Below are 22015 nucleotides of genomic sequence, written 5' to 3'. Positions count from 1 at the left end.
GGGGACACAGACATGGCTGACACCATCCGCTGGGAGCGCGGCGAGGACGGGATCGTCCTGCTGACCCTCGACCACCCGGGACGCTCCGCGAACGTGATGAACGACGAGTTCGGCGAGAGCCTCGTCGCCACCGTGGACCGGCTGGAACGGGAGCGCGACGACATCACCGGCGTCGTGCTCACCTCCGCCAAGCAGACGTTCTTCGCCGGCGGCGACCTCGAGTCGCTGGTGCGGGTCAACGACGCCGCGGCGCTCGACGCCGACACACGCCGGCTCAAGCAGGCGCTGCGCCGCCTCGAGACGCTCGGCCGGCCGGTCGTCGCCGCGATCAACGGCTCCGCGCTCGGCGGCGGCCTGGAGATCGCGCTCGCCTGCCACCACCGCATCGTCGCCGACGACGCCCGCATCGAGATCGGCTTCCCCGAGGTGACGCTCGGGCTGCTGCCCGGCGCCGGCGGGGTCGTGCGCAGCGTCCGGCTCCTCGGCATCGCGGACGCGCTCACCAACTGGCTGGTCCGCGGCCAGCGGCACCGGCCTTCCGCCGCGCTCGGACACGGCCTGGTGCACGAGGTCGCGCCCCGCGAGGAGCTGCTCGACCGGGCGAAGGCGTGGATTCGTGAGAACCCCGGCGCGGTCCAGCCGTACGACGTGAAGGGCTACCGCATCCCCGGCGGTACACCGGCGACACCCGCGCTCGCGGCCCAGCTCCCGGCGTTTCCGGCGACCCTGCGCAAGCAGCTGAAAGGCGCGCCATACCCGGCGCCGCGCAACATCCTCGCCGCCGCCGTCGAGGGCGCCCAGGTCGACCTGGAGACGGCGTTCACCATCGAGGGCCGGTACTTCATCGAGCTCGCCACCGGCCAGATCGCCAAGAACATGATCCAGGCGCTGTTCTTCGACGTGCAGGCCGCCAACGCGCGCGGCGCCGCGGCACAGAAGTTCGGCAGGGTCGCGGTCCTCGGCGCGGGCATGATGGGCGCGGCGATCGCGTACGTGTGCGCGAAGGCCGGCATGCAGGTGCTGCTCAAGGACGTCACCGTCGAGGCGGCTTCCCGGGGCAAGGAGTACTCGGCCCGGGTCCTGGCGAAGAAGCCGTTCCTGCCCGCCGAGGAGATCCTGGGCCGGATCACCCCGACCGCGGACCCGGCGGACCTCGCCGGGTGCGACCTGGTCATCGAAGCCGTGTTCGAGGACCCGGGCCTGAAGCACAAGGTGTTCGCCGAGGTCCAGGACGTCGTCGCGCCGGACGCGCTGCTGTGCTCCAACACCTCGACGCTGCCGATCTCGCTGCTCGCCGAGGGCGTGACCCGCCGGGAGGACTTCGTCGGGCTGCACTTCTTCTCGCCCGTGGACAAGATGCCGCTCGTCGAGGTGATCCGCGGCGCCGGCACGTCGGCTGCCGCCGTCGACCGGGCGCTGGGTGTCGTCCGGCAGCTGAAGAAGACGCCGATCGTCGTCAACGACAGCCGCGGGTTCTTCACCAGCCGGGTCATCGGCACGTTCACCAACGAGGGCGTCTCGATGCTCGCCGAAGGCATCCCGGCCGCCACCATCGAGCAGGCCAGCTCGCAGGCCGGATACCCGGCGCCGGTGCTCGCGCTGATGGACGAGCTGACCCTCACCCTGCCCCAGAAGATCCGCCAGGAGACCGCGGCCGCGGTCGTCGCCGCCGGCGGCACCTGGACCCCGCACGCCGCCGACGCCGTCATCGACCACCTGATCGCCGCCGGCCGTCCCGGCCGCTCCGGCGGCGCCGGCTTCTACGACTACGCCGCAGGCAAGCGCGCCGGCCTCTGGCCCGGCCTGCGGGACGCGTTCGGCGGCACCAACCTCGACGTCCCCTTCGCCGACCTCATCGAGCGGATGCTGTTCGTCGAGACCCTGGAGACCATCCGCTGCATCGAGGAGGGCGTCCTCACCTCCGCCGTCGACGCCAACGTCGGCTCCATCCTCGGCATCGGCTACCCGGCCTGGACCGGCGGTGTCCTGCAGTACGCCAACCAGTACCAGGGCGGCCTGCCCGGCTTCGTGGCCCGCGCGTCGGAACTCGCCGCCCGCTACGGCACCCGCTTCGAGCCGCCCCAGCTCCTGCTCGACAGGTCCGCCCGCGGCGAACGCTTCGAGTAGCGGTCCCGGACCGTCGTGAGGGTGCGGGCGTCAGGCCCGCACCCTCTGCCGCGCTGCGCCCCGCCGACGAGTGATAGAACGGACGGTGACGCGGAGGAGGGCGGTTGGTGATCGACGTGCACCTTGGTGCCGGGGAGCTGAACGGCGAGGTCCGGCGTGCGCGGCCGAACACCCGCGCCTGAACTGCCCCCTGGACCCAGGTTCGCCCTGGTCATCGCCACCGCGACGTATGCCGATCCCGCGCTGAGCCAGCTGCGCGCACCGGCCCACGACGCGGCCGGGCTCGCCGAGGTCCTCGCCGACCCCGCCATCGGCGCGTTCGCGGTGACGTCGCTCATCGACCGGACCGCGCACGACATCCGCGTCGAGGTGGAGGGCTTCCTCGCCGGCCGGGACCCCGACGACCTGCTCGTCGTGTACCTGTCCTGCCATGGCGTCCGGGACCGGCGCGGACGGCTGTACTTCGCGGCGACCGACTCCAGGACCACCCACCTCGGCTCCACCGGCGTCGAGTCGAGGTGGCTGCTCGAACAGCTCGACGAGTGCCGGGCCCGCCAGGTCGTCATCCTCGACTGCTGCTTCAGCGGCGCGTTCTCCGACGGGGCGAAGGGCGAGCCGGAGGTGAACCTCGAACGGCACCTCATCGGCAGCAGCGGCCGCGGCCGTGCGGTGCTCACCGCCTCACGGGCCGGCGAGTACTCGTTCGAGGGCGAGGTGCTGCCGGGCGCGCTCGTCGCCGGGTCGGTGTTCACCACCGGCATGATCGAGGGCCTGCGGTCGGGCGACGCGGACACCGACCGGGACGGCTACATCTCCGTCGACGACGCCTACACCTACGCGTTCGACCACGTCCGCAGGCAGCAGGCGGCGCAGACACCGCAGCGGTGGATCTACGGCGGCGAGGGCAAGATCTGGCTCGCCCGCAGCCTCGCCGGCGCGGTGATCAAACCGGTGCCGCTGCCCGCGTCGCTGCGCGCCGCCCTCGACAGCCCGCACCCCGAGGTCCGGCTCGGTGCCGTGACGACCCTCGGGCAGTGGCTCGGCGGCCAGCCGGGCCGTGCGGTGACCGCCAGGCGCGTGCTGGAGGAGCTGGCCGGCCAGGAGATCCCGCCGGTCGTCGCGGCGGCGCGGGCATTGCTGTCGGCGCACCCGGCCGACGCCGGCCCCGACGAACCGCCGGCGCCGCAGGGCGACATCCTCGACCTGGGCAGCGTGAACGCCGCCCGCGCCGAGGCGGAGCAGATCGTCGGCGCCGCCCAGCAGGAGTACGACGAGATCATCGCCGAGGCGAAGGCCCAGGTCGAGGCGGCCACCGTCGCCAGGGCGAAGGCGGAGCAGGACGCGGTCCTCGCCGTGCTCGCCGCGGAGCAGGCGGAGCAGCGGCTGCGGGCCGCCGAGCAGGCCGCCGAGGAGGCGAAGGCCGAAGCCGCCGCGATCGGGGCAGAGGTGGCACACCTGCGGGCGCTGCGCACGGCGGCCGAGCACGACGCGGCGAAGCGGCTGGAGCTGGCGGAGCGGCGGCACCAGGAGCTGACCCGTGGCCCGGTGGGCAACCGGGCGGCGGGAGGGCGGCTCCTCGGCGACGACGTCGACGGTCCGGCCCCGTCCGTGCCCTTCCCGCGTCCCGCCTGGGCGCCGGCCGGGCTGGACCTGCCACCGCCGGGCCTCGCCGCCGACGGCCGCGGCGACGACCCCGCGGCGGTGGACGAGTACCTCCACCGCGCCTACACGGCCCTCGCCCTCGGATCGGCGCGCATCCCCGACCCGCCGGAGTTCCCGTCGGTGCGGCGCGGATACCACCCCGGCGTCGTCGACGTCTACGTCCACCTGCTCCGTGCGACGGCCGCGCTGCGCGCCGCTGAGGCGCAGGCCATGATGTCGGCGGTGTTCGGCACCATGGTCCGCCGGACGCAGTACCTGGGCGTCCGCCTGCGCGCCGCGGTGCATCAGCTGGCCGACCAGGAACAGGACCCGGACCGGCTGGCGGAGCTGCTGCACCTGGACCACCTCGCCGCCCGGATCCGCCGGTCGGACGAGATCCTGCTCGTCCTCGCCGGCGGGGACCCGGGCCGCCGCCGTCGCGAGCCGGCGCCCGTGGCGGACGTGCTGCGCAGCGCGCAGTCCGAGATCGAGCACTTCACCCGCGTCCGCTACATCGCGGTCGACCGGACCCAGCGCATCGCCGCCTTCGCGGTCTTCGACGTGGTCCACCTGATCGCCGAGCTCCTCGACAACGCCACGATCTATTCACCGCCCAACTCGATGGTCGACGTGACCGCTCGAAAGGTCGGTGACCGCCTGCGCATCACCGTCGAGGACGACGGGGTCGGGATCTCACCCCATCAGCTTGCCGAGATCAACGACCAGCTCGCCCGCCCCGGCACACCCAACGACTTGAGGGTCGGGCTCTACGCGGTGAGCTGCCTGGCGGCCCGGCACGGCATCGCGGTCCAGCTGTCACCCGCCCCCGGCGGTGGCGTCGTGGCGGAGGTGCGCCTCCCGGCGCAGCTGCTGGTCTGAAGCTCACGGGCCGGCGCGGCCGAGGGCGTGGGTGGCGAGGAGCGGGTTGTGGCCGCGGGCGAACAGAACCCGGCCGGTGGCCATCACGCGCTCCGCGAGGGACCGGGATAAACGGTCAGGATCAGCTCGTCGTTGATGTGACACACGGTGTGACAGCCGTGACCTGATGCCGAGTGCGCTGGCAACAGCTGGCAACATCCCGAGGGAGGTGCGGTGGCGTTCGGCGAGGCGATGCGGACACGGCGGGAAGCCGCCGGTCTGAGCCTGCGTGCCCTGGCCCGCGAGGCCCACGTCGACCCCGGGCACCTGAGCCGCATCGAGGCGGGCGCCCGGCCGCCTACTCCCGCGATCGCGGAGGCCGTCGACGTCGCCCTCGGCGCCGATGGAGCCCTCGTCGCCGTGGCCGGGCGGCCGCGACCCGCACCGCTGTGCCGGTTCGGTAGCGACACATGGAGCCGCGACGACTCGGAGGCCCTCGCGGCGGCACTCGTCGAGCACGCGCCCACCCCGGAGAACGCCCTCCGCCTCGCCCATGAGTGGCTCGTCGCCGAGCCCCCGCAGGTCTTCGAGGTCCGCGCAGGCCGTCGCATCGGGTCGTCAACCGTCGAACACGTCGAGCAGCGGGTGCACCAACTACGGCTCCTCGACGACCACGTCGGTGGTGAGGAGACCTTCGCGCTCGTCACCGCCGAGGTCGCCGCCACGGCCGAGCTGCTGCAACTGGCGTCCTACACCGAGGACGTCGGCCGCCGGCTCCTGGTCGGCCTCGGCGAGCTGTGCCAGGTCGCCGGGTGGGTCGCCTCGGACGCCGGGCGGCACCGCGACGCGGAGCGGCTCTACCTCACCGGTCTCCGCGCCGCACACGCTGGAGGCGACCGGGCCGGGGCCGCGAACAACCTGTCGAGCCTCGCCTACCAGGTCTCGAACGTCGGCGACCCGCGGGACGCGGTGCTGCTGGCCCGGTCCGCGTTCCGTGGCGCCGAGCAGCATGCGAGCGCGACCACCCGGGCGCTGCTGCTGGAGCGGGTCGCCTGGGCGCACGCCCGTGCCGGGGACGCCCACGCATGCGACCGGACCCTCGCCGCCGTCGAGCGCGAGCTTGAGCACCAGCGCCCCGACGACGATCCCGTGTGGGTCTACTGGCTCAGCTCCGACGAGGTCGAGATCATGGCGGGCCGCTGCTGGACGGAGCTACGACGCCCGCTGCGGGCGGTGCCGATCTTGGAGCGGGCGACCGCCGGCTACGGCGCCGACATCGCCCGGGAGACCGCCCTGTACCTGACGTGGCTGGCGGAGGCGTTCGTCCAGGCGCACGAGGTCGACCAGGCGGCCGATGCCGCCACCCGGGCGCTCCGGCTGGCGCGGGTCGCCCGGTCGGTCCGCGCCACGGAGCGGGTCGAGGTGCTGCGCCGGGTGCTGGAGCCGCACCGCGGCAACGTGGTCGTCGACGAGTTCGAGGACTCCTACCGCTCCAACAGCTGATCCACCCACCGCTGTGTCAGCAACTCCAGCGAACGGCGAAGGAGAGTGGTCGCCGCAACTGGGATGCGTCCATGCGAGCCGGTCGTGCTTGCGCTGCATGGTCAGCACGGGTCGTGTCCGAGCGTGATGAAGACGTAGGTGTACTCGTCGAGGAGCTTGGCGAGCGAGACCGACTGGCGGCCGAGGAATGCGGGAAGCGAAGCGTCGTCGACGCCGGTCGCGGCGACCAGCGCGGCGGCCCAGGTCCGGCCCAGGGTCAGGTGGCGGGTGAAGGCCGCGCCGTCGCGGGCGCCGTGCAGCGTGACGGCGATCGCGGCGTCCCAGGGCATCACGGTGTCGGGGCGCAGCGCGTACAGGGCCTTGGCGGCGGCGGTCGGGCCGAGCGTGCGGCGGGGACCGGCCGGCACGGCGGACAGGGTGGCGTACGCCGTGCCGAGCGCGGCCAGGTCGGCGTCGGAGGCCAGGCGCAGCGGGCCGGCCGGCAGGGTCGCGCCGGACGCGGCCCACCAGCCGGCGATTCCGGCGTCGAACAGGTCCGGCTCGCCGTCGCGCGGGTACCGGATGCGGCACCCCCACGAGTTGAGCCACCGGTGCAGCAGCCGCCGGTGCTCCGGCCGCGACAGGTCAGTGCCCGGCGCGGTCCGCGCGACGAAGTCGAGCCAGGTCCGGTCGGCGTTGGCGTACCCGTTGAAGACCGCGACGGAGTGGGCGAGCCGTTCCACGGTTGGGGTCGGCAGCGTCACGCCGCCGATCCTAGCTGCGGAGCGTCGCGGCGAGGCGGCGGGCGTTCATGTGGGCGATCGCCTCGACGGAGATCATCGGGTTGACGCCGGACGACGTCGGGAAGCAGGACGCGTCGGCCACGACGAGGTTCGGGACCTCCCACGTCGCGCCGTCGGGGTCCGTGGCCGACGTCGCCCTGGAGCCGCCCATGCGGGCCGCGCCCATGATGTGCAGCGCCGCCATCGACAGCTCGCCGGGCGCGGTGCCGAGGCCGCCGGTGTACGCGATGAAGTCGTCGATCGAGCCCTTGCCGCGCTCCCACGTCAGGCCGCGCTGGTGGCCGGAGAAGACGGTCAGCGCGCCGGCGGCCTCCACGATGCGGGCCGCGCCGGCGATCCCGGCCCGCATGTGGGCGGCGTCGTACGCGGAGAGCCGGTAATGCACGACGGGCTCGCCGTCGCGGTCGACGGTGACGTGGCCGGCGTCGCGGTCGCGGGTGATGACGCCGACGCCGCTGAGGTGCGGCAGGGCGCGCATCTGGGCGAGGTGCGACCGCGCGCCGCGCCAGCTCATGAACGACACGGCGATCGCGGGGTTGGTGGCGGCCGTCTCGTAGATGACGCCGTGGCCGAGGCCGTCGAGGTCGGCGTGCTCGGTGGAGTACCGCGTCTGCATCCCGCCCTCCCACGGGCGGACCTCCTCGGCGAAGGTGCCCCAGACCCCGGTGGCCGGGTGCAGGTGCAGGTGCCGGCCGATGTTGGGGTTGGTGAGCCCCGAGCGGCGCAGCAGCGCCGGCGTCTGGATGCTGCCGGCGGCGGCGACGACCGCCCGGGCGCGCACGGTGACCGGGAAACCGTCGGCGGTGCGCCCGGTGACGCCGGTGGCGGCGCCGGCCGCGACGGTGACGGTCCGCACGTCGACGCCGACGAGCAGCCGCGCGCCGGCCCGCTGCGCGTCGACGAGCCAGGTCTTCGCCACGGACTGCTTGGCGCCGATGCGGCAGCCGAGGCCGCACCGGCCGCACTCGATGCCGGTGTCACAGCCGATGACGTTGCGCGGCATCTCCGCGACGTGCCAGCCGAGCTTGGTGAGCCCGGCCTGCATGAGGGCGTCGCGGGAGGAGATCGCGCCGTGGTCGAGGTTCACGCCGAGGCGGGTCCACACCGCGTCGAGCGAGGCGTCGTACTCGTCGGTGGCGAACTGCGGCACGCCGTGCGACGCCCACTCGTCGCGTACACCGGCCGGGGTGCGGAACGACGTGGAGTAGTTGACGACGGTGCCGCCGCCGACGCCCTGGCCCTGCAGCAGGCTCAGCTGCCCCTCGGCGGTCGCGGCCGGGCCGGGCGCGTAGAGCCGGGACAGCCCGGACAGCTCGCCGCCGTCGAAGTCCCGGTCGTCGTGATAGGCGCCCTTCTCCACGACGACGACGTCGAGCCCGGCGGCGGCGAGGACGGCGGCCGCGGTCCCGCCGCCCGCCCCGGATCCGACGACCACCACGTCGCAGTCCAGGACGGTCGGTCCGGCCGGACGGATCGGCCGCAGCGGTGGTTCCGCGGCGTCGGCTCGTGTACCGAGGGGGCCCGGATAACCGATCGCGTCCCACAGCGGCGAATGCCCGGTGGGGCCGGGCGCGAGGTAGTAGGAGAGTGTCGCGGCGCCCTTGAGCGCCTGGAACAGCGCCCGCTTGCGGGCGTTGCCGGACCCGGCGAGCCCGAGCAGGATCTCCTCCCGCCGGGCCTGCGGCTGCCGGGAGAACGAGCGCAGCCCGCCACCCCGCAGCGGCGCGGCCAGCGGCGAGTCCCACAGCGTCAGCAGCTGCAGGAACTGCCGGGTCTCGGCGGCGCGCGGGTTGCCCAGCACGAGACCGGCCATGATGTCGACGGCGCCGATCTCGCGGGCCGACGGGATGCCGTCGCCGTCGCCGGGCGCGAAGGTGTCGCAGATGCTCGCGAGCGCGGCGCGCTGCCGGGCGGTGAGTTCCATCAGGACTTCCCGATCGTAGAAGGTGACGCGCCGAAGTACGCCTCGGCGACGGTGTGCCGCTGCGCGCGCAGCCGGCGGGCGGATCCGGCGAGGACGGCGCGGCCGTGGTGGAGCACGACGGCCCGGTCGGCGACGGTCAGGGCGAGGTCGATGTGCTGCTCGACGAGCACGACGGCGACGCCGAGCCGGTCGGCGAGCGCGCGGACGGTCGGCAGGATCGCCTGCACGGCGATGGGGGACAGACCCATGCTGAGCTCGTCGATCAGCAGGATCCGCGGCATGCTGACGAGGGCCTTGGCGATGGCGAGCGTCTGCTGCTCGCCGCCGGACAGCAGCCCGCACCGGCGGGACAGCAGCGGCTCCAGGGTGGGGAACAGCTCCAGCACCCGGCCGAGGTCGGCCCGCCGGGCGAGGGCCAGGTTCTCCCGGACGGTCAGGCCGTGGAACACGCCGCGCGTGTCGGGGACGAGGACGAGCCCGGCGCGGGCGTTGCGTTCGACGCGCCGGTGCAGCGGCTTCCCGTACGCGGTGACGGTGCCCGCGGCCGGGGCGATGACGCCGGCGGCGGTGAGCAGCGTCGTGGTCTTGCCGGCGCCGTTGGGGCCGAGCAGCGCGACGACCTCGCCCTCGCCGACCTCGAGGTCGAGGTCCCGCACGGCGGGGACGCCCGCGTACCCGGCGGTGACGCCCGCCAGCTTCAGGACGGCGGTCATGAGGGCACCTCCTGAGGGGCGCCGGCCTCAGCCTCTGACGGGGCGCCGGCTTCGGCCGGGGCGCCGAGGTACGCGGTCCGCACGGCCGGGTCGGCGCGGACCTCGTGGGGCGTGCCGGCGGCGATGACGGCGCCGTAGTCCAGGACGTACACGCGGTCGCAGACGTCGAAGACGAGGTTCATGTCGTGGTCGATGAGCAGCACGCCGAGGCCCGCCGCCGCGATCGCCCGCACGTGCCCGCCGAACTCGGCGCTCTCGTCGGTGTCGAGCCCGGCGGCCGGCTCGTCGAGCAGGACCGCGCGGGTCCCGCCGGCGAGGGCGCGGGCCACCCCGACGATCTTCTGCCGGCCCAGGCTCAGCTCGCCGGGGCGCCGGTCCGCCACGAACTGCAGGCCGAACATCTCCAGTGCAGTGTCCACGTCGCCGGTACGGACGGCCCGCCCGGTCAGGTCGCTCCACAGGTTGCGCAGCGGGCCCCGGGCGGCGGCGACGGCGACGTTCTGCCGGACGGTCAGGTCGCCGAAGAGCTCGCCCGCCTGCCAGGTGCGGGCCAGCCCGGCGCGGCGGCGGGCGTGCGGCGGGAGCCCGTCGAGGCGCCGCCCGTCGAGGGTGACGGTGCCGCGGGCGGCGGTGAAGCCGGTGACGGCGTCGACGAACGTGGTCTTGCCGGCGCCGTTCGGCCCGATCAGCCCGACCACCTCGCCGGCGCCGACGTGCAGGGTGACGTCGGTGTTGGCGAGGACGCCGCCGTACCGCACCGTGAGTCCGGTGGCTTCCAGGAGCGTCATGCCGCGACCTTCCGGCGGTGGAGATGCCCGGCGATGCCGGAGGGGTTGAGCACCGCGGTGACGACGAGCGCGCACGCGGCGATGAGCGTGTAGTACCGGCCGAGGCCGAACGTCGTGTTGAGCAGCGTGTACAGCACCCCGAGCGGCGCGACGAGCCCGGCGATGACGGCACCGCCGATGCGGGTGATGCCGCCGACGTAGGTCATGCACAGCACGCCGAGGCCGACGATGACGTTGAACGACTCCGCGGACAGCTGCGAGCGGCTGTACCCGATGAGGCAGCCGCCGACCCCGGCGAGGAACGCGGCGACGGCGAACCCCGCGAGCTTCGTGCGGGCCACGTCGATGCCGGCCGCGGCCGCCGCGCGCTCGTTGGCGCGCACCGCGAGGAACGCCTGCCCGGTCGTGCCGGCGAGCAGCCGCGCGACGGCGGCGGCGAGCACCCCGACCACGACGACGACCGTGCCGGCGAACGCGGTCGTCGTCAGGTCGGTGCCGCGCCGCACCTCGAGGTTCCAGCCGAGGAGGGTGGGCCCGTCGATGAGGTTGCCCTCGAACGGGGTCAGCGCCGGGTTGGCGAACACGAGCTGCTGGATGGCGATCGCGCCGGCGAGCGTGACCACCGCCAGCTGGGCGCCGCGGATCCGCAGCGCCGGCAGGCCGACGGCGACACCGACGAGCGTGGCGACGCCCGCCGACACGAGGATGGTGAGCGGGAAGGGCAGCCCCCAGGCGACGGTGGCCCTGGAGAGCACGAAGCCGCCGGTGCCGGCGAAGGCCATGGAGGCGAGGGAGATCTGCCCCAGGTAGCCGGTGAGCACGACCAGCGACAGGGCGATCAGCGCCATGATGATCGAGGTGACGACCCCGAAGCGCCAGCTGCCGGACGTGAGGGCGATCGCGGCGGCGGCCGCGCCCGCGAGCAGCAGGCCCGCCCGCAGTCGGCGCCGGGGCAGCGCCACCGCCGGCATCCGGTCCGCGCCGGGCGCGCCGCGGGCGGGGATGCCGCGGCCGAGCACGACGAGCGCGACGACGACGAGCACGAACGGCACCGCGTCGCCGAGCCCGGCCTGCGCCCAGGCGGGCCAGCCGTCGACGGTGCTCGCCAGCAGCAGCAGCGACTGGAAGCAGCCGATGCCGATGCCGGCGAGCCCCGCGGTCATGACCGACGTGAGCCGGGCCAGCAGCGCAGCGGCGAGCCCGGGCAGGACGTAGAACATGTAACCGATCGGGTCGAGCCCGACGGTCGGCGCGGCGAGGACCGCGACCAGCGCCGTCGCGGCGCCGGTGCACAGCCACGCGACGGCGGCGAGCCGGTCCGGCGAGAGGCCGGTGAGCCGGGCGGCCCGCTCGTCCTCGGCGCAGGCCCGGGTCGCGACGCCCCAGCGGGTCCGGCGGAAGTACACCGAGAACGCCACGGTCGCGGTCGACGCCACCACGAGGAGGATCAGGTCGCTCACGTTGAGCCGCGTCCCGGCCACCCCGAGCGTCCGGTCGGTGAGCAGCGGCGCCGCGAGCGCACCGTCGGTCCGGAACCGCAGCGGCACCAGCGAGCCGATCGCGAGCATCAGCCCGACCGACGCCACCACCTGCGACAGCGGCGGCGCGCCGCGCAGCGGCCGGAACACCAGCCAGTGCGCGGCGAACGCCAGCGCCGCCGTGCTCAGCACCCCGAGCGCCACCGCCGTCCACGCTTCTCTTGCTGCGGTGCCCAACGGCACTGACCCGACCGGCAGGACCAGGGTGCCGCTGCGGCGCAGCTCGGCGACGACCCAGACGCCCCACAGCGCGAGCGAACCCTGCGCGAAGTTGAGGACCCCGGTGGCGACGTGCAGCGCCACGATGGACGTGGCGATGACGGCGTACACGGCGCCGGCGGCGAAGCCGAGCGTGAGGAAGAGCAGGACCTGATCCATGGTGCTGCTACACCGCGCCCGGGATCGCGGCGAGGACCTGCGGGACCGGCGTGATCCAGGTGTCCGTGACGGGCTTCGCCGAGCCGTCGGGCTGTACGACGTACAGCCCGATCTGCGTGGTGCAGTTCGGCGAGGTGGCGCTGCCGCAGTTGAGTCGCGGGCCGAGGAAGCTCGGGAAGTCCTTGAGGCCCTTGAGCGTCTTGAGTACGCCGGGGCCGGTCAGGTCGGTCTCGGCGGCGCTCGACATCGCCTTGGCGAAGTTCACCAGCAGCGCGAACTCGCCGACGGCGTAGTAGCCGCCGGTGCCGCCCTCGACGCCGTCGATGTACTTCGTGGCGAGGGACAGCTCCCGTTGCAGCTCGGCGGGCACGTACTTCGCCGCGACGGGCAGCCAGTTGGAGGAGTACAGCGCCCCACCGGCGGCCTGTGCGGGGCCGGCCTTGATGTAGTCGGTGCAGGCGGCGGTGAAGATGTCGCCCTTGTACTGCAGCTGCCGCAGTGCCTTCACCAGCGCCGTGCACACGGCCTCGCTGGGGGAGGCGACGAGGCCGCCGACGTCGGGCTTGTCCTGGGCGATGGTGGAGGCGACGGCGGTGAAGTTGGGGTTGGTGGGGGAGAAGTAGATGCCCTTGGCGGTGATGCCGAGGGTCTTCGCCAGCACCGGCAGCAGGTTGTCGATGGTCTGGTGCGACGACGGGGTGTCGACGAGCGCGAGGGTGACCGACGTCTTCCCGGCGGTCTTGAACGCCTGGAGCGCGCCGACGAGGAACGACGCCTGCGGGGCGGCGAAGAACACCCGGTTCTCGGCCTTGGCGCCGGTGACGGAGTCGAACGGGATCATGCCGACGAGCGGGATCTGCGCGGCGGTCAGCGCGGGCAGGGTGGCGCTGGAGGACAGGTTGTAGCCGTCCATGACGGCGACGACCTTCTTCTCCACGAACGTGTTGGCGCACGACTGCGCCTTCTCCGGGGTCGTGTCGGTGTCGCAGTACACGACCTCGAGCGGGTGGCCGTTGATGCCGCCGAGCTCGGTGTTGACGTACTTGAGGGCGGCCTTGACGCCGGTGTCGGTGCCGGGCTGCGGGACCGGCCCGCCGTTCGGGTTGAGGAAGCCGACGGTGATCGGCGGCTTGGCGAAGCTGGGTGTTGCGCGCTGCGGTTCGGCGGTGTCCTCGGCGCAGGCGGCGGTGACCATGACGAGGGCGGCGGCGGCAAGGGCTTTGATTCGGAGCATGGGAACTCCACTTCGATCACATGGTTGCCTCGAGGGGGCGGGCGGGGCCCGTGAGGCGTCGCGGCGAGCTTTCCCGGCGACGCCCGTGGGGCGCCGCCAGCAGTGCTGGCGACGCCCGTGGATCGCGTAGGAGGCACTGTAAGTCAGCGTTAACTTCTTGGGAAGTATCTGCGCGGTCCTACTGTGAATCTCGACTAACTTCGTGCAGCCCGTAGGTCTTGGCGATGATGTCGCGCTGGATCTCGCTGGTGCCGCCGTACACCGTGGAGACGATCGACGAGCGGACCAGGCGCTCCATGTCGAACTCGGTGGCGTAGCCGTAGCCGCCCATCATCTGCATCGCGTCGAGCGTCACCCGGCGGGCGGTCTCGGTCGCCTTCAGCTTCGCCATCGACGTCTCCCGCGGCAGCACCGTGTTGGGCGCGCGGTCGACCTGCGCGGCCGTCGCGTACACGAGCAGCCGGGCGCACTCGATCTCGGTGGCGAGGTCGGCGAGGCGGTGCCGCAGCACCTGGAACGAGCCGATCGGCCGGCCGAACTGGCGGCGCCCCTTCACGTAGTCCACGACGTCGTCGAACGCGCGCTGCGCGGTGCCGAGCATGAGGCTGGCGAGGATCAGCCGCTCCAGGTTGAGCCCCGCCATCAGCTGCCGCCAGCCGGCGTCGAGCGTGCCGACGACGGCGTCGGCGGGCAGCGCGCAGTCGGTGAAGTACAGGTCGTTGACCTCGCGGCCGCCCATCGTGTCGATGCCGGAGACGGTCAGCCCGGCGGCCGTCGTGGGGACCTGGAACATGGTGAGTCCACTGTGGTCACCGGCGCGGCCGCTGGTCCGCGCGACGAGCAGGATGCGCTCGGCGAGGTGCGCGTTGGAGCACCACGTCTTCTGCCCGTTGACCACCCACTCGTCGCCGCGGCGCTCGGCGCGGCAGCTGAGGTTCGCCACGTCCGAGCCGGCCTCGGGCTCCGACATGGCGATCGCCTCGATGGCGCCGCGGGCGACCCCGCCGAGGACGACCTTCTTCTGCTCGGGCGAGCCGAAGCGCTCGTACGCGGCGGCCACGATGATCGAGGTGGTGAAGCCGCCGATCGGGGCCATCGCCTTCGCGGTCGTCTCCAGGAACAGGCACAGGTCGACCATGCCGGCGCCGCCGCCGCCGAACTCCTCCGGCAGCGCCATGCCGAGCCAGCCGAGGTCGGCCATCTTGCGGTAGAGCTCGGGGCTGTGGTTCTCCCTGCCACCGTCGGTCAGCGCCAGGCGCTGCTCCCGGCTGCCGGCCTCCCGGCGGCAGAAGTCCTGCACCGCGGCCACCAGGGATCGTTGTTCGTCGTTGTATTCCACAGCTGGGTCCTCCATGGATGCCGTTGTGAACGCGGGGATTGACACCGAGGCTAAACTATCGAATATCAAATGTCAGGGAGGTCTCGATGACGTCGACCGTCGCGCACGAGGTGGCTGTTGAGGCGGCGGTGGAGCGCGCCCGCGCCGCCGCCGGCTGGTGGGCGGGCCTCGCCGCCCGGCAGCGGCGGCACCATCTGCTGGCGTTCAAGGCGTCGATCGCCCGTCAGATCACCGAGCTCGCTTCGCTGATCCGCGAGGAGACCGGCAAGCCTCTCGCGGGGGCGCTGCTGGAGGTGATGCTCACCGTCGAGCACCTCGACTGGGCCGCCCGCCACGCCGGCCGCGTGCTCAGGCGGCGCTCCGTGTCCTCGGGCATGCTCGCCTTCAACCAGGCCAGCACCGTCGAGTACGTGCCGTTCGGGGTGGTCGGCGTGATCGGCCCGTGGAACTACCCCTTCTACACGCCGATGGGCTCCATCTCCCACGCGCTCGCCGCCGGCAACGCGGTCGTGTTCAAGCCCAGCGAGTTCACGCCCGGCGTCGGGTCGTGGCTCGCCTCGCGCTGGTCTTCGTTGGTGCCGGAGCACCCGGTCCTGCAGGTGGTCACCGGCGACGGCGCGACCGGCGCCGCGCTGTGCCGGGCGGGCGTGGACAAGGTCGCGTTCACCGGATCCGCGGCCACGGCCCGTCGCGTCATGGCGGCCTGCGCGGAGCGGCTCACCCCGGTCGTCATCGAGGGCGGCGGCAAGGACGCGCTCATCGTCACCGCCGACGCGGATCTGCCGGCCGCGGCGAGCGCCGCGGTGTTCGGCGGCCTCGGCAACGCGGGCCAGACCTGCGCCGGCGTCGAGCGCATCTACGTCGTCGACGCCGTCCACGACGCGTTCCTGGCCGAGCTGACCCCGCTGCTGCGCGAGGTGCGGCCGGGCGCCGAGGCCGACGCGCCGTACGGGCCGATGACCACACCCACGCAGCCGGAGATCGTCCGGCGGCACATCACCGACGCGATCGACCGCGGCGGCCGGGCGGTCGTCGGCGACGCGGCCTCGGTGCGCCCGCCGTTCGTCGACCCGGTCCTGCTCGCCGACGTCCCCGAGGACAGCGCCGCCGTCACCGAGGAGACGTTCGGGCCGGTGCTGATCGTCAACCGGGTCGCCGACGCCGACGAGGCGCTGCGCCGCGCGAACGCCACTGCCTACGGGCTGGCCGGCTCCATCTTCACCCGCCGCCGCGCGACCGGCCGGGCGCTCGCCGCGGGCCTGCGGGCGGGCGCGGTCTCGGTCAACTCGGTGCTCGGCTACGCCGCCGTGCCCGCGCTGCCCTTCGGCGGCGTCGGCGACTCAGGCTTCGGCCGGGTCCACGGCGCCGACGGGCTGCGCGAGTTCAGCCGGGCCAAGTCCGTGACGTGGCAGCGCTTCCGGCCGCCGATCGACCTGCTGACCCTGCAGCCCGCCGAGAAGGCGATGCGCACGTCGTTGGCCATGTTCAAGCTGCGCCACGGGCGCGGGTGAGGTCGGCCGTTGCGAAGCCGAAGCCAGTCCAGCGGCCGGGCAGGCCGGTCGTCCAGCAGCCGGTCCGGCGGGCCGCCGCCCCAAAGCCTGTCCACCAGATCGTTCAGCAGCCGGTCCGGCGGGCCGCCCCAAAGCCCGTCCGCTAGGTCGTCCGGCAGTCGGTCCGGTAGCCCGTCCAGCAGCGCGGCCCCGCCCGAGCTCCTCGAGGCGTCGCGGTCGCCGTTCGCCGGCGGCACGCCGGACGTCGAACGGGTCGGTGCGGCGCTGCGCCGGGCGGGCGGGTCGTCCAAAAGCCAGTCCGGCAGGTCGTCCAGCGGCTCGTCCAGTGGCGAGGCGGCATGCCGTGATCGGGTGGATTCCGGTGTGCTGCGTTCCGCTCTCAGAGCACCTTACAGCATCTTTCCAAACCGGCAGGTCACGCGTGCTGTCACGATATCACTCACCGTGACGGGTGTCGGTGGGCGGCAAAATGCCAGGTCAGGCGGTCCAGAGGCCGAGGTCGTCGAGGTGCTTCACCAGGCGCTCGGCGCCGTCGGTGAAGTGGCGGGCCATGACGGGGCGGGCCGCGTCGGCGTCGTTGGCCGCCAGGGCCGCCAGCAGCGCCTCGTGGTCGGTGACCATGGCGGCGCGCCAGGCGGCGTCGGCGGCGTAGAAGCGGGTCGGCGTGTAGCGGGTCGCGGCCCGCAGCAGCCACGACAGCTTGCGGGCGTCGGCGAGCCGGTTGATGCCGCGGTGGAACTCGAACTCCAGCTGCTCCACCTTGCTCGCCTGCCGTGCCTGCGCGGCCTTGGCCAGCCGCTGGTGCACCGCGCGCAGCTCGTCCAGCTGTGCCGGGGTGATGACGGTGGCGACCCGGGCGACCAGCTCGCCGGCGATGTGCCCCTGCAGCCCGAAGACGTCGATGATGTCCTGCCGGGACAGTGGCGCGACCACGTGCCCGCGGCGCGGCTGCAGCTCGACCATGTCCTCGGCGCGCAGCATCAGCAGCGCCTCGCGGACCGGGGTGATGCTCAGCCCGGTCTCCTCGGCGACCTGCTCGAGCCGGATCCGCGAGCCGGGGCGCAGCTGGCCGGACATGATCCGGTCCCGCAACAGGCTCGCCACGGTCTCCGACAACTGCGGGCGGCCGTCTGACAGCTTGGACATGCCCGCAATAGTATCAAATGTCAAAAGTCAAAGAGGGAGCGCGATGAGCAGTGCCCTGCGGGTCGAGACCCGCGACGGCGTACGCACGATCTGGTTCGACCGGCCGGACCACCGTAACGCCATGACGTGGGAGATGTTCCGCGACTACTACGCGGCGCTCAAGGCGGCCGACGACGACCCGGCGGTCCGCGCGATCGTCGTCACCGGCGCCGGTGACTGGTTCTGCGCCGGCGCCGACCCTGCCGCGCTGCAGGCGTTGCTCGACCCCGGGCACCGCGACCGGCTGCTGCACGAGCTCGGCTTCGCGCCGCACCTGCCGCTGACCCTCGGCACGCCGATCGTCGCCGCGGTCAACGGCGGCGCCGCAGGCCTCGGGCTCGTCCACGCCCTCTACGCCGACGTGCGGTTCCTCGCCGCCGAGGCGCGCCTGTCCACCGCGTTCAGCCGGCTCGGCCTCATCGCCGAATACGGCAGCGCCTGGCTGCTGCCCCGCCTGATCGGCGTCGGGAACGCCATGGACCTGCTCGTCTCCGGCCGCAAGATCGACGCGGCGGAGGCGCAGCGGATGGGCCTGGCGCAGCGGGTCCTGCCCCGCGCCGAGGTCCTGCCCGCCGCCCAGGCCTACGCCGCCGACCTCGCCGTGCACTGCGCGCCGTCGTCGATGGCGATCATCCGGCGCCAGGTGTGGGCCGGCCTGGACAGCACCGCACAGGACGCGACCGCCGACGCCGTCCGCCTGATGGGGGAGTCCCTGTCAGGCCCGGACTTCCGTGCCGCGGCGGCAGCGTTGGTACAGGGCAGCACACCGAGGTGGGACGCATGAGCGGCCGGAGTACAGCGGAGGAACTGCGGATCGGCAGCGCAGCGGAGGTGGCGGCATGACCGGACCGCTCACGGGTGTCAGGGTCCTGGAGCTCGCCGGTATCGGGCCCGGACCGTTCGCCGCCATGCTGCTGGCCGACCTCGGCGCCGACGTCGTGCGCGTCGACCGCCCCGAGCCCGGCCCGCTGGCCGCCGGCGACCCCCGCACCGACCTGCTCAACCGCGGCAAGCGCTCGATCGTCGTCGACCTGAAGGACCCCGCTGGCGCCGGCCGGGTCCTCGACCTCGCCGCGAAGGCCGACATCGTCGTGGAAGGCTGGCGCCCCGGCGTCGCCGAGCGCCTCGACGTCGGCCCGGACGCGGCCCTGGAGCGCAACCCGGCCCTGGTGTACGGGCGGATGACCGGCTGGGGTCAGGACGGCCCGCTCGCGCAGACCGCCGGGCACGACGTCGACTACATAGCGCTCGCCGGCGCCCTGCACCCGATCGGCGCCGCCGACGGCCCGCCGCAGATCCCGCTCAACCTCGTCGGCGACTTCGGCGGCGGCTCGCTGTACCTCGTCGTCGGCTGCCTCGCCGCGCTGCACGTCGCACGTACCACGGGCGTGGGGCAGGTCGTGGACGCCGCGATCGTCGACGGCACCGCGCACCTCACCACGATGTTCGCCGGGTTCCTCGCCACCGGCGCCTGGCGCCCGCAGCGGGGGCGGAACCTGCTCGACGGCGGCGCCCCGTTCTACGCCGTCTACGCCACCGCCGACGGCGGGCACATGGCCGTCGGTGCCCTGGAGCCGCAGTTCTACGCCGAGCTGCTGCGCCTGCTCGGCCTCGACGCCGACCCGGACCTGCCCGCCCAGCACGACGTCAAGGGCTGGCCCGTACTACGGGAGCGGCTCACAGCGGTATTCGCCACCCGTACCAGAGCGGAATGGACCGCCGTGTTCGACGGCACCGACGCGTGCGTGTCGCCGGTGCTGTCGCTCGCCGAGGCCGCGGGCCACCCGCACCTGGTCGCGCGCGGCACCTTCGAGGTCCACAACGGCATCGTGCAGCCCGCCGCCGCGCCCCGCTTCTCGCAGACCCCGGGCGCGATCGGTGGCCTGCCACCGGTGCCCGGGCAGCACACCGACGACGTCCTCAAGGACTGGCTGGGAGGCCCGTGATGCGCATCGCCACCGCACTCCCGGTGGACGCCGACCCGAGGGCGGCCGCCGACCGCGTCGCGGCCTGGGAGGACGACGGGCTCGACATCGTGTGGGTGTCCGAGGCGTACGGGTTCGACGCGCCGACCGTCATGGGCTACCTCGCGGCGAAGACGACGAGGCTCAGCATCGGATCCTCGATTCTGCCGCTGTACTCCCGTACCCCCGCGCTCATCGCGCAGACCGCCGCCGGCCTCGACGCGGTCTCCGGCGGCCGCGCCATCCTCGGCGTCGGCGCCTCCGGGCCGCAGGTCGTCGAGGGCTGGCACGGCGTCCCGTACGACAGGCCGCTCGCCCGTACCCGCGAGCTGATCGGCATCTGCAGGAGGGTGTGGCGCCGCGAGACCCTCGTCAACGACGGCTCCTACCAGCTGCCGCTCCCGCCCGGCGCCGGGACGGGCCTCGGCAGGCCGCTGAAGATCCTCAGCCACCCGGTCCGCGACAGCATCCCGATCTACGTCGCGGCGCTCGGCGACCGCAACGTGCGGATGACCGCCGAGCTCGCCGACGGCTGGATGCCGTTCCTGTACGACCCTTCCCGCGCCGCCGACGTGTGGGGCGCCGCCCTGGCCGCCGGCCGGGAGAAACGCGACCCGGCGCTGGGGCCGCTGGAGATCGCCGCCGGCGGGCCGCTCGCGATCGGCGACGACGTCACCGGGCTGCGGGACCTGGCCCGCCCGCTGATCGCGCTCTACGTCGGCGGGATGGGCGCCAAGGACCGCAACTTCTACCACGACCTCGTCAGCCGGTACGGGTTCGCCGCCGAGGCCGACCGCATCCAGGAGCTGTACCTGGCCGGCCGCAAGGAGGAGGCGGCCGCCGCCGTGCCGGCGGAGCTGCTGGAACGCACCAGCCTCATCGGGCCGGAGAGCTACGTCCGGGACCGGGTGCGGGCATACCGCGACGCCGGCGTCACGATCCTCAACGTGACGCCCCTCGGGCCCGACCCCCGCCGCCTGATCGCCGCCGTCAAAGCCATGACCCAGTAGGGAGTCACCGTGGAGCGCACCGTCTTCACCGCCGAGCACCGGGCGTTCGCCGAGCTGGTGCGGGCGTTCATCGACAAGGAGATCGCCCCGCACCACGAGCGGTGGGAGGCCGACGGGGTCGTCGACCGGGACGTGTGGCGGGCCGCCGGCGCCGCCGGCCTGCTCGGGTTCTTCGTCGACGAGCGTTACGGCGGCGCCGGCGTCACCGACCGGGTGTTCAGCGCCGTCCTCACCGAGGGCCTCGCCCGCGCCGGCGCGACCGGGCCCGCGTTCGGCCTGCACAACGACATCATCGGCCCGTACCTCACCGACCTCACCGACGAGGAGCAGAGGCGGCGGTGGCTGCCGGGCTTCTGCTCCGGCGACATCATCACCGCCATCGCCATGTCGGAGCCGGGTGCGGGCAGCGACCTGCAGGGCATCACCACCACCGCGGTGCGCGACGGCGACACGTACGTCCTGAACGGGCAGAAGACGTTCATCAGCAACGGCATCCTGTCCGACCTCGTCATCGTCGTCGCCCGTACCGACCCGGCGGCGGGGCACCGGGGGATCAGCCTGCTCGTCGTCGAGCGCGGCATAGCCGGCTTCGAGCGGGGCCGCAACCTCGACAAGATCGGGCAGAAGGCGCAGGACACCGCCGAGCTGTTCTTCTCCGACGTGCGGGTGCCGGCCGCGAACCTGCTCGGCGAGGAGGGGCAGGGCTTCGCGTACCTCATGCGGAACCTGCCCTTCGAGCGGCTGTCGATCGCCGTCGCCGCGCTCGCCGCGGCCGAGGCCGTGTTCGAGCAGACCGTGGCGTACTGCCGGCAGCGGCAGGCGTTCGGCAAGCCGATCGGCAGCTTCCAGCACAACCGGTTCGTGCTGGCGGAGCTGGCGACGGAGCTGCGCCTCGGCCGGGTCTTCGTGGACCGCTGCCTGGTCGAGCCGACGCTGACGGCCGAGACGGCGGCGATGGCGAAGTGGTGGTGCACGGAGCTGCAGCAGCGCACCGTGGACCGGTGCCTGCAGCTGCACGGCGGCTACGGGTACATGCGCGAATATCCGGTGGCGAAGGCGTTCCTGGACTCGCGGGTGCAGACCATCTACGGCGGCACCACGGAGATCATGAAGGAAGTGATCGGCCGGTCGCTGGGGCTGTGAGCAGGCCCGCCTCCCGCACCTGGGTCAGGGAGACCGTGGCGAGGCTGAGCTCGTGCGGCGCCGGATCGTCGACGAGGACGATCCGGCGCAGGCTCGGCAGGTCCGCGAGGATCGGCCGCCATCTGGCCAGCTCGGCGGCGCTCTCCAGCACGAGCAGCTGCGGTGCGGCGTGCCGGGCGAGGTGCCGCAGCCGGTCGGGGCGCGTCGCCGGGTCGACCGCCGCGGGCACCGCGCCGAGCGAGGCGGCGGCGAGGTCGATCAGCCACTGCTCGGCCCGGCCGGGCAGCACGATCAGCAGCCTGCCGCCGGGCCTGAGCCCGATCCGGGTCAGGCCGCGGGCGAGCATTGCCACCTCGGGGGGAAGGTCGGCGTCCATG

General features: G+C 73.6%; 17 protein-coding genes. 8 read left to right on the top strand and 9 right to left on the bottom strand.

The annotated features are described in order from the left end of the window. The first annotated feature begins 12 nt into the window (after positions 1-12). From ABZ321_RS26235 to ABZ321_RS26225, 3 genes are all read left to right on the top strand, one after another. Positions 13-2127 (top strand): 3-hydroxyacyl-CoA dehydrogenase NAD-binding domain-containing protein, encoded by a 2115-nt coding sequence (locus tag ABZ321_RS26235; RefSeq protein WP_354895700.1) that lies wholly within the window; start codon positions 13-15, stop codon positions 2125-2127. A 156-nt stretch (positions 2128-2283) separates the two neighbouring features. Further along, on the top strand, positions 2284-4647 hold the full coding sequence (locus tag ABZ321_RS26230; protein WP_354895697.1) for an ATP-binding protein: 2364 nt from the start codon (positions 2284-2286) through the stop codon (positions 4645-4647). A gap of 213 nt (positions 4648-4860) precedes the next feature. After that, entirely contained in the window at positions 4861-6129 is a 1269-nt protein-coding gene (locus ABZ321_RS26225) for a helix-turn-helix transcriptional regulator (RefSeq protein WP_354895694.1), read from the top strand. 101 nt (positions 6130-6230) lie between these two features. Here ABZ321_RS26225 and ABZ321_RS26220 read toward each other — a convergent pair whose 3' ends face one another. The 7 genes from ABZ321_RS26220 to ABZ321_RS26190 all read right to left on the bottom strand — a co-directional run bounded on the left by ABZ321_RS26220 (position 6231) and on the right by ABZ321_RS26190 (position 14840). Further along, a complete protein-coding gene (locus ABZ321_RS26220; protein ID WP_354895691.1) occupies positions 6231-6872 on the bottom strand; it encodes a hypothetical protein in 642 nt (213 codons plus the stop codon). Between the two features lie 10 nt (positions 6873-6882). Beyond that, positions 6883-8835 carry a GMC family oxidoreductase N-terminal domain-containing protein gene (locus tag ABZ321_RS26215; protein ID WP_354895688.1) on the bottom strand — a complete coding sequence of 651 codons (1953 nt, stop codon included), beginning with the start codon at positions 8833-8835 and terminating at the stop codon, positions 6883-6885. After that, positions 8835-9548, bottom strand: coding sequence for an ABC transporter ATP-binding protein (locus ABZ321_RS26210; RefSeq protein WP_344505452.1), 714 nt, complete (start codon positions 9546-9548; stop codon positions 8835-8837). The genes ABZ321_RS26215 and ABZ321_RS26210 overlap by 1 nt, the downstream gene beginning before the upstream one ends. After that, a complete protein-coding gene (locus ABZ321_RS26205) occupies positions 9545-10336 on the bottom strand; it encodes an ABC transporter ATP-binding protein (protein WP_354895684.1) in 792 nt (263 codons plus the stop codon). The genes ABZ321_RS26210 and ABZ321_RS26205 overlap by 4 nt, the downstream gene beginning before the upstream one ends. Continuing rightward, complete coding sequence (locus ABZ321_RS26200) at positions 10333-12252, bottom strand: ABC transporter permease (protein WP_354895681.1); 1920 nt, start codon at positions 12250-12252, stop codon at positions 10333-10335. Before ABZ321_RS26200 ends, ABZ321_RS26205 begins: the two co-directional genes overlap by 4 nt. Positions 12253-12259: 7 nt before the next feature. After that, complete coding sequence (locus ABZ321_RS26195; RefSeq protein ID WP_354895678.1) at positions 12260-13486, bottom strand: ABC transporter substrate-binding protein; 1227 nt, start codon at positions 13484-13486, stop codon at positions 12260-12262. Between the two features lie 178 nt (positions 13487-13664). Then, positions 13665-14840, bottom strand: a complete 1176-nt coding sequence (locus ABZ321_RS26190; RefSeq protein WP_354895675.1) for an acyl-CoA dehydrogenase family protein — start codon at positions 14838-14840, stop codon at positions 13665-13667. 71 nt (positions 14841-14911) lie between these two features. Between ABZ321_RS26190 and ABZ321_RS26185 the strand changes: the two genes are divergently transcribed. Then, entirely contained in the window at positions 14912-16336 is a 1425-nt protein-coding gene (locus ABZ321_RS26185; protein WP_354895672.1) for an aldehyde dehydrogenase family protein, read from the top strand. 477 nt (positions 16337-16813) lie between these two features. Here ABZ321_RS26185 and ABZ321_RS26180 read toward each other — a convergent pair whose 3' ends face one another. Further along, positions 16814-17482, bottom strand: coding sequence for a GntR family transcriptional regulator (locus ABZ321_RS26180; protein WP_354895670.1), 669 nt, complete (start codon positions 17480-17482; stop codon positions 16814-16816). A gap of 43 nt (positions 17483-17525) precedes the next feature. Between ABZ321_RS26180 and ABZ321_RS26175 the strand changes: the two genes are divergently transcribed. From ABZ321_RS26175 to ABZ321_RS26160, 4 genes are read left to right on the top strand one after another with little or no spacing between them, the layout of a single operon-like run. Next, positions 17526-18305, top strand: a complete 780-nt coding sequence (locus ABZ321_RS26175; RefSeq protein ID WP_354895668.1) for an enoyl-CoA hydratase-related protein — start codon at positions 17526-17528, stop codon at positions 18303-18305. Positions 18306-18360: 55 nt separating this feature from the next. Then, a complete protein-coding gene (locus tag ABZ321_RS26170; RefSeq protein WP_354895665.1) occupies positions 18361-19467 on the top strand; it encodes a CaiB/BaiF CoA-transferase family protein in 1107 nt (368 codons plus the stop codon). Next, on the top strand, positions 19467-20495 hold the full coding sequence (locus ABZ321_RS26165; RefSeq protein WP_354895662.1) for an LLM class F420-dependent oxidoreductase: 1029 nt from the start codon (positions 19467-19469) through the stop codon (positions 20493-20495). Before ABZ321_RS26170 ends, ABZ321_RS26165 begins: the two co-directional genes overlap by 1 nt. 9 nt (positions 20496-20504) lie before the next feature. Further along, entirely contained in the window at positions 20505-21638 is a 1134-nt protein-coding gene (locus ABZ321_RS26160; RefSeq protein ID WP_354895659.1) for an acyl-CoA dehydrogenase family protein, read from the top strand. Here ABZ321_RS26160 and ABZ321_RS26155 read toward each other — a convergent pair. Then, positions 21601-22014: an AMP-binding protein gene (locus tag ABZ321_RS26155; RefSeq protein WP_354895656.1), complete on the bottom strand. Its 414-nt coding sequence runs from the start codon at positions 22012-22014 to the stop codon at positions 21601-21603. The two genes, ABZ321_RS26160 and ABZ321_RS26155, sit on opposite strands and share 38 nt — an antisense overlap. Position 22015 lies beyond the last annotated feature (1 nt).

It is taken from the genome of Dactylosporangium sp. NPDC006015 (assembly GCF_040614215.1).
Classification (GTDB): domain Bacteria; phylum Actinomycetota; class Actinomycetes; order Mycobacteriales; family Micromonosporaceae; genus Dactylosporangium; species Dactylosporangium maewongense.
This window is presented reverse-complemented; position numbering and strand designations above follow the sequence as displayed.

Coding starts and splice junctions, on each gene's coding strand:
- ABZ321_RS26170 (WP_354895665.1), top strand. CDS start 18,361: ATGACCGGACCGCTCACGGGTGTCAGGGTCCTGGAGCTCGCCGGTATC.
- ABZ321_RS26205 (WP_354895684.1), bottom strand. CDS start 10,336: ATGACGCTCCTGGAAGCCACCGGACTCACGGTGCGGTACGGCGGCGTC.
- ABZ321_RS26200 (WP_354895681.1), bottom strand. CDS start 12,252: ATGGATCAGGTCCTGCTCTTCCTCACGCTCGGCTTCGCCGCCGGCGCC.
- ABZ321_RS26165 (WP_354895662.1), top strand. CDS start 19,467: ATGCGCATCGCCACCGCACTCCCGGTGGACGCCGACCCGAGGGCGGCC.
- ABZ321_RS26210 (WP_344505452.1), bottom strand. CDS start 9,548: ATGACCGCCGTCCTGAAGCTGGCGGGCGTCACCGCCGGGTACGCGGGC.
- ABZ321_RS26190 (WP_354895675.1), bottom strand. CDS start 14,840: ATGGAGGACCCAGCTGTGGAATACAACGACGAACAACGATCCCTGGTG.
- ABZ321_RS26215 (WP_354895688.1), bottom strand. CDS start 8,835: ATGGAACTCACCGCCCGGCAGCGCGCCGCGCTCGCGAGCATCTGCGAC.
- ABZ321_RS26185 (WP_354895672.1), top strand. CDS start 14,912: ATGACGTCGACCGTCGCGCACGAGGTGGCTGTTGAGGCGGCGGTGGAG.
- ABZ321_RS26195 (WP_354895678.1), bottom strand. CDS start 13,486: ATGCTCCGAATCAAAGCCCTTGCCGCCGCCGCCCTCGTCATGGTCACC.
- ABZ321_RS26180 (WP_354895670.1), bottom strand. CDS start 17,482: ATGTCCAAGCTGTCAGACGGCCGCCCGCAGTTGTCGGAGACCGTGGCG.
- ABZ321_RS26155 (WP_354895656.1), bottom strand. CDS start 22,014: ATGGACGCCGACCTTCCCCCCGAGGTGGCAATGCTCGCCCGCGGCCTG.
- ABZ321_RS26175 (WP_354895668.1), top strand. CDS start 17,526: ATGAGCAGTGCCCTGCGGGTCGAGACCCGCGACGGCGTACGCACGATC.
- ABZ321_RS26235 (WP_354895700.1), top strand. CDS start 13: ATGGCTGACACCATCCGCTGGGAGCGCGGCGAGGACGGGATCGTCCTG.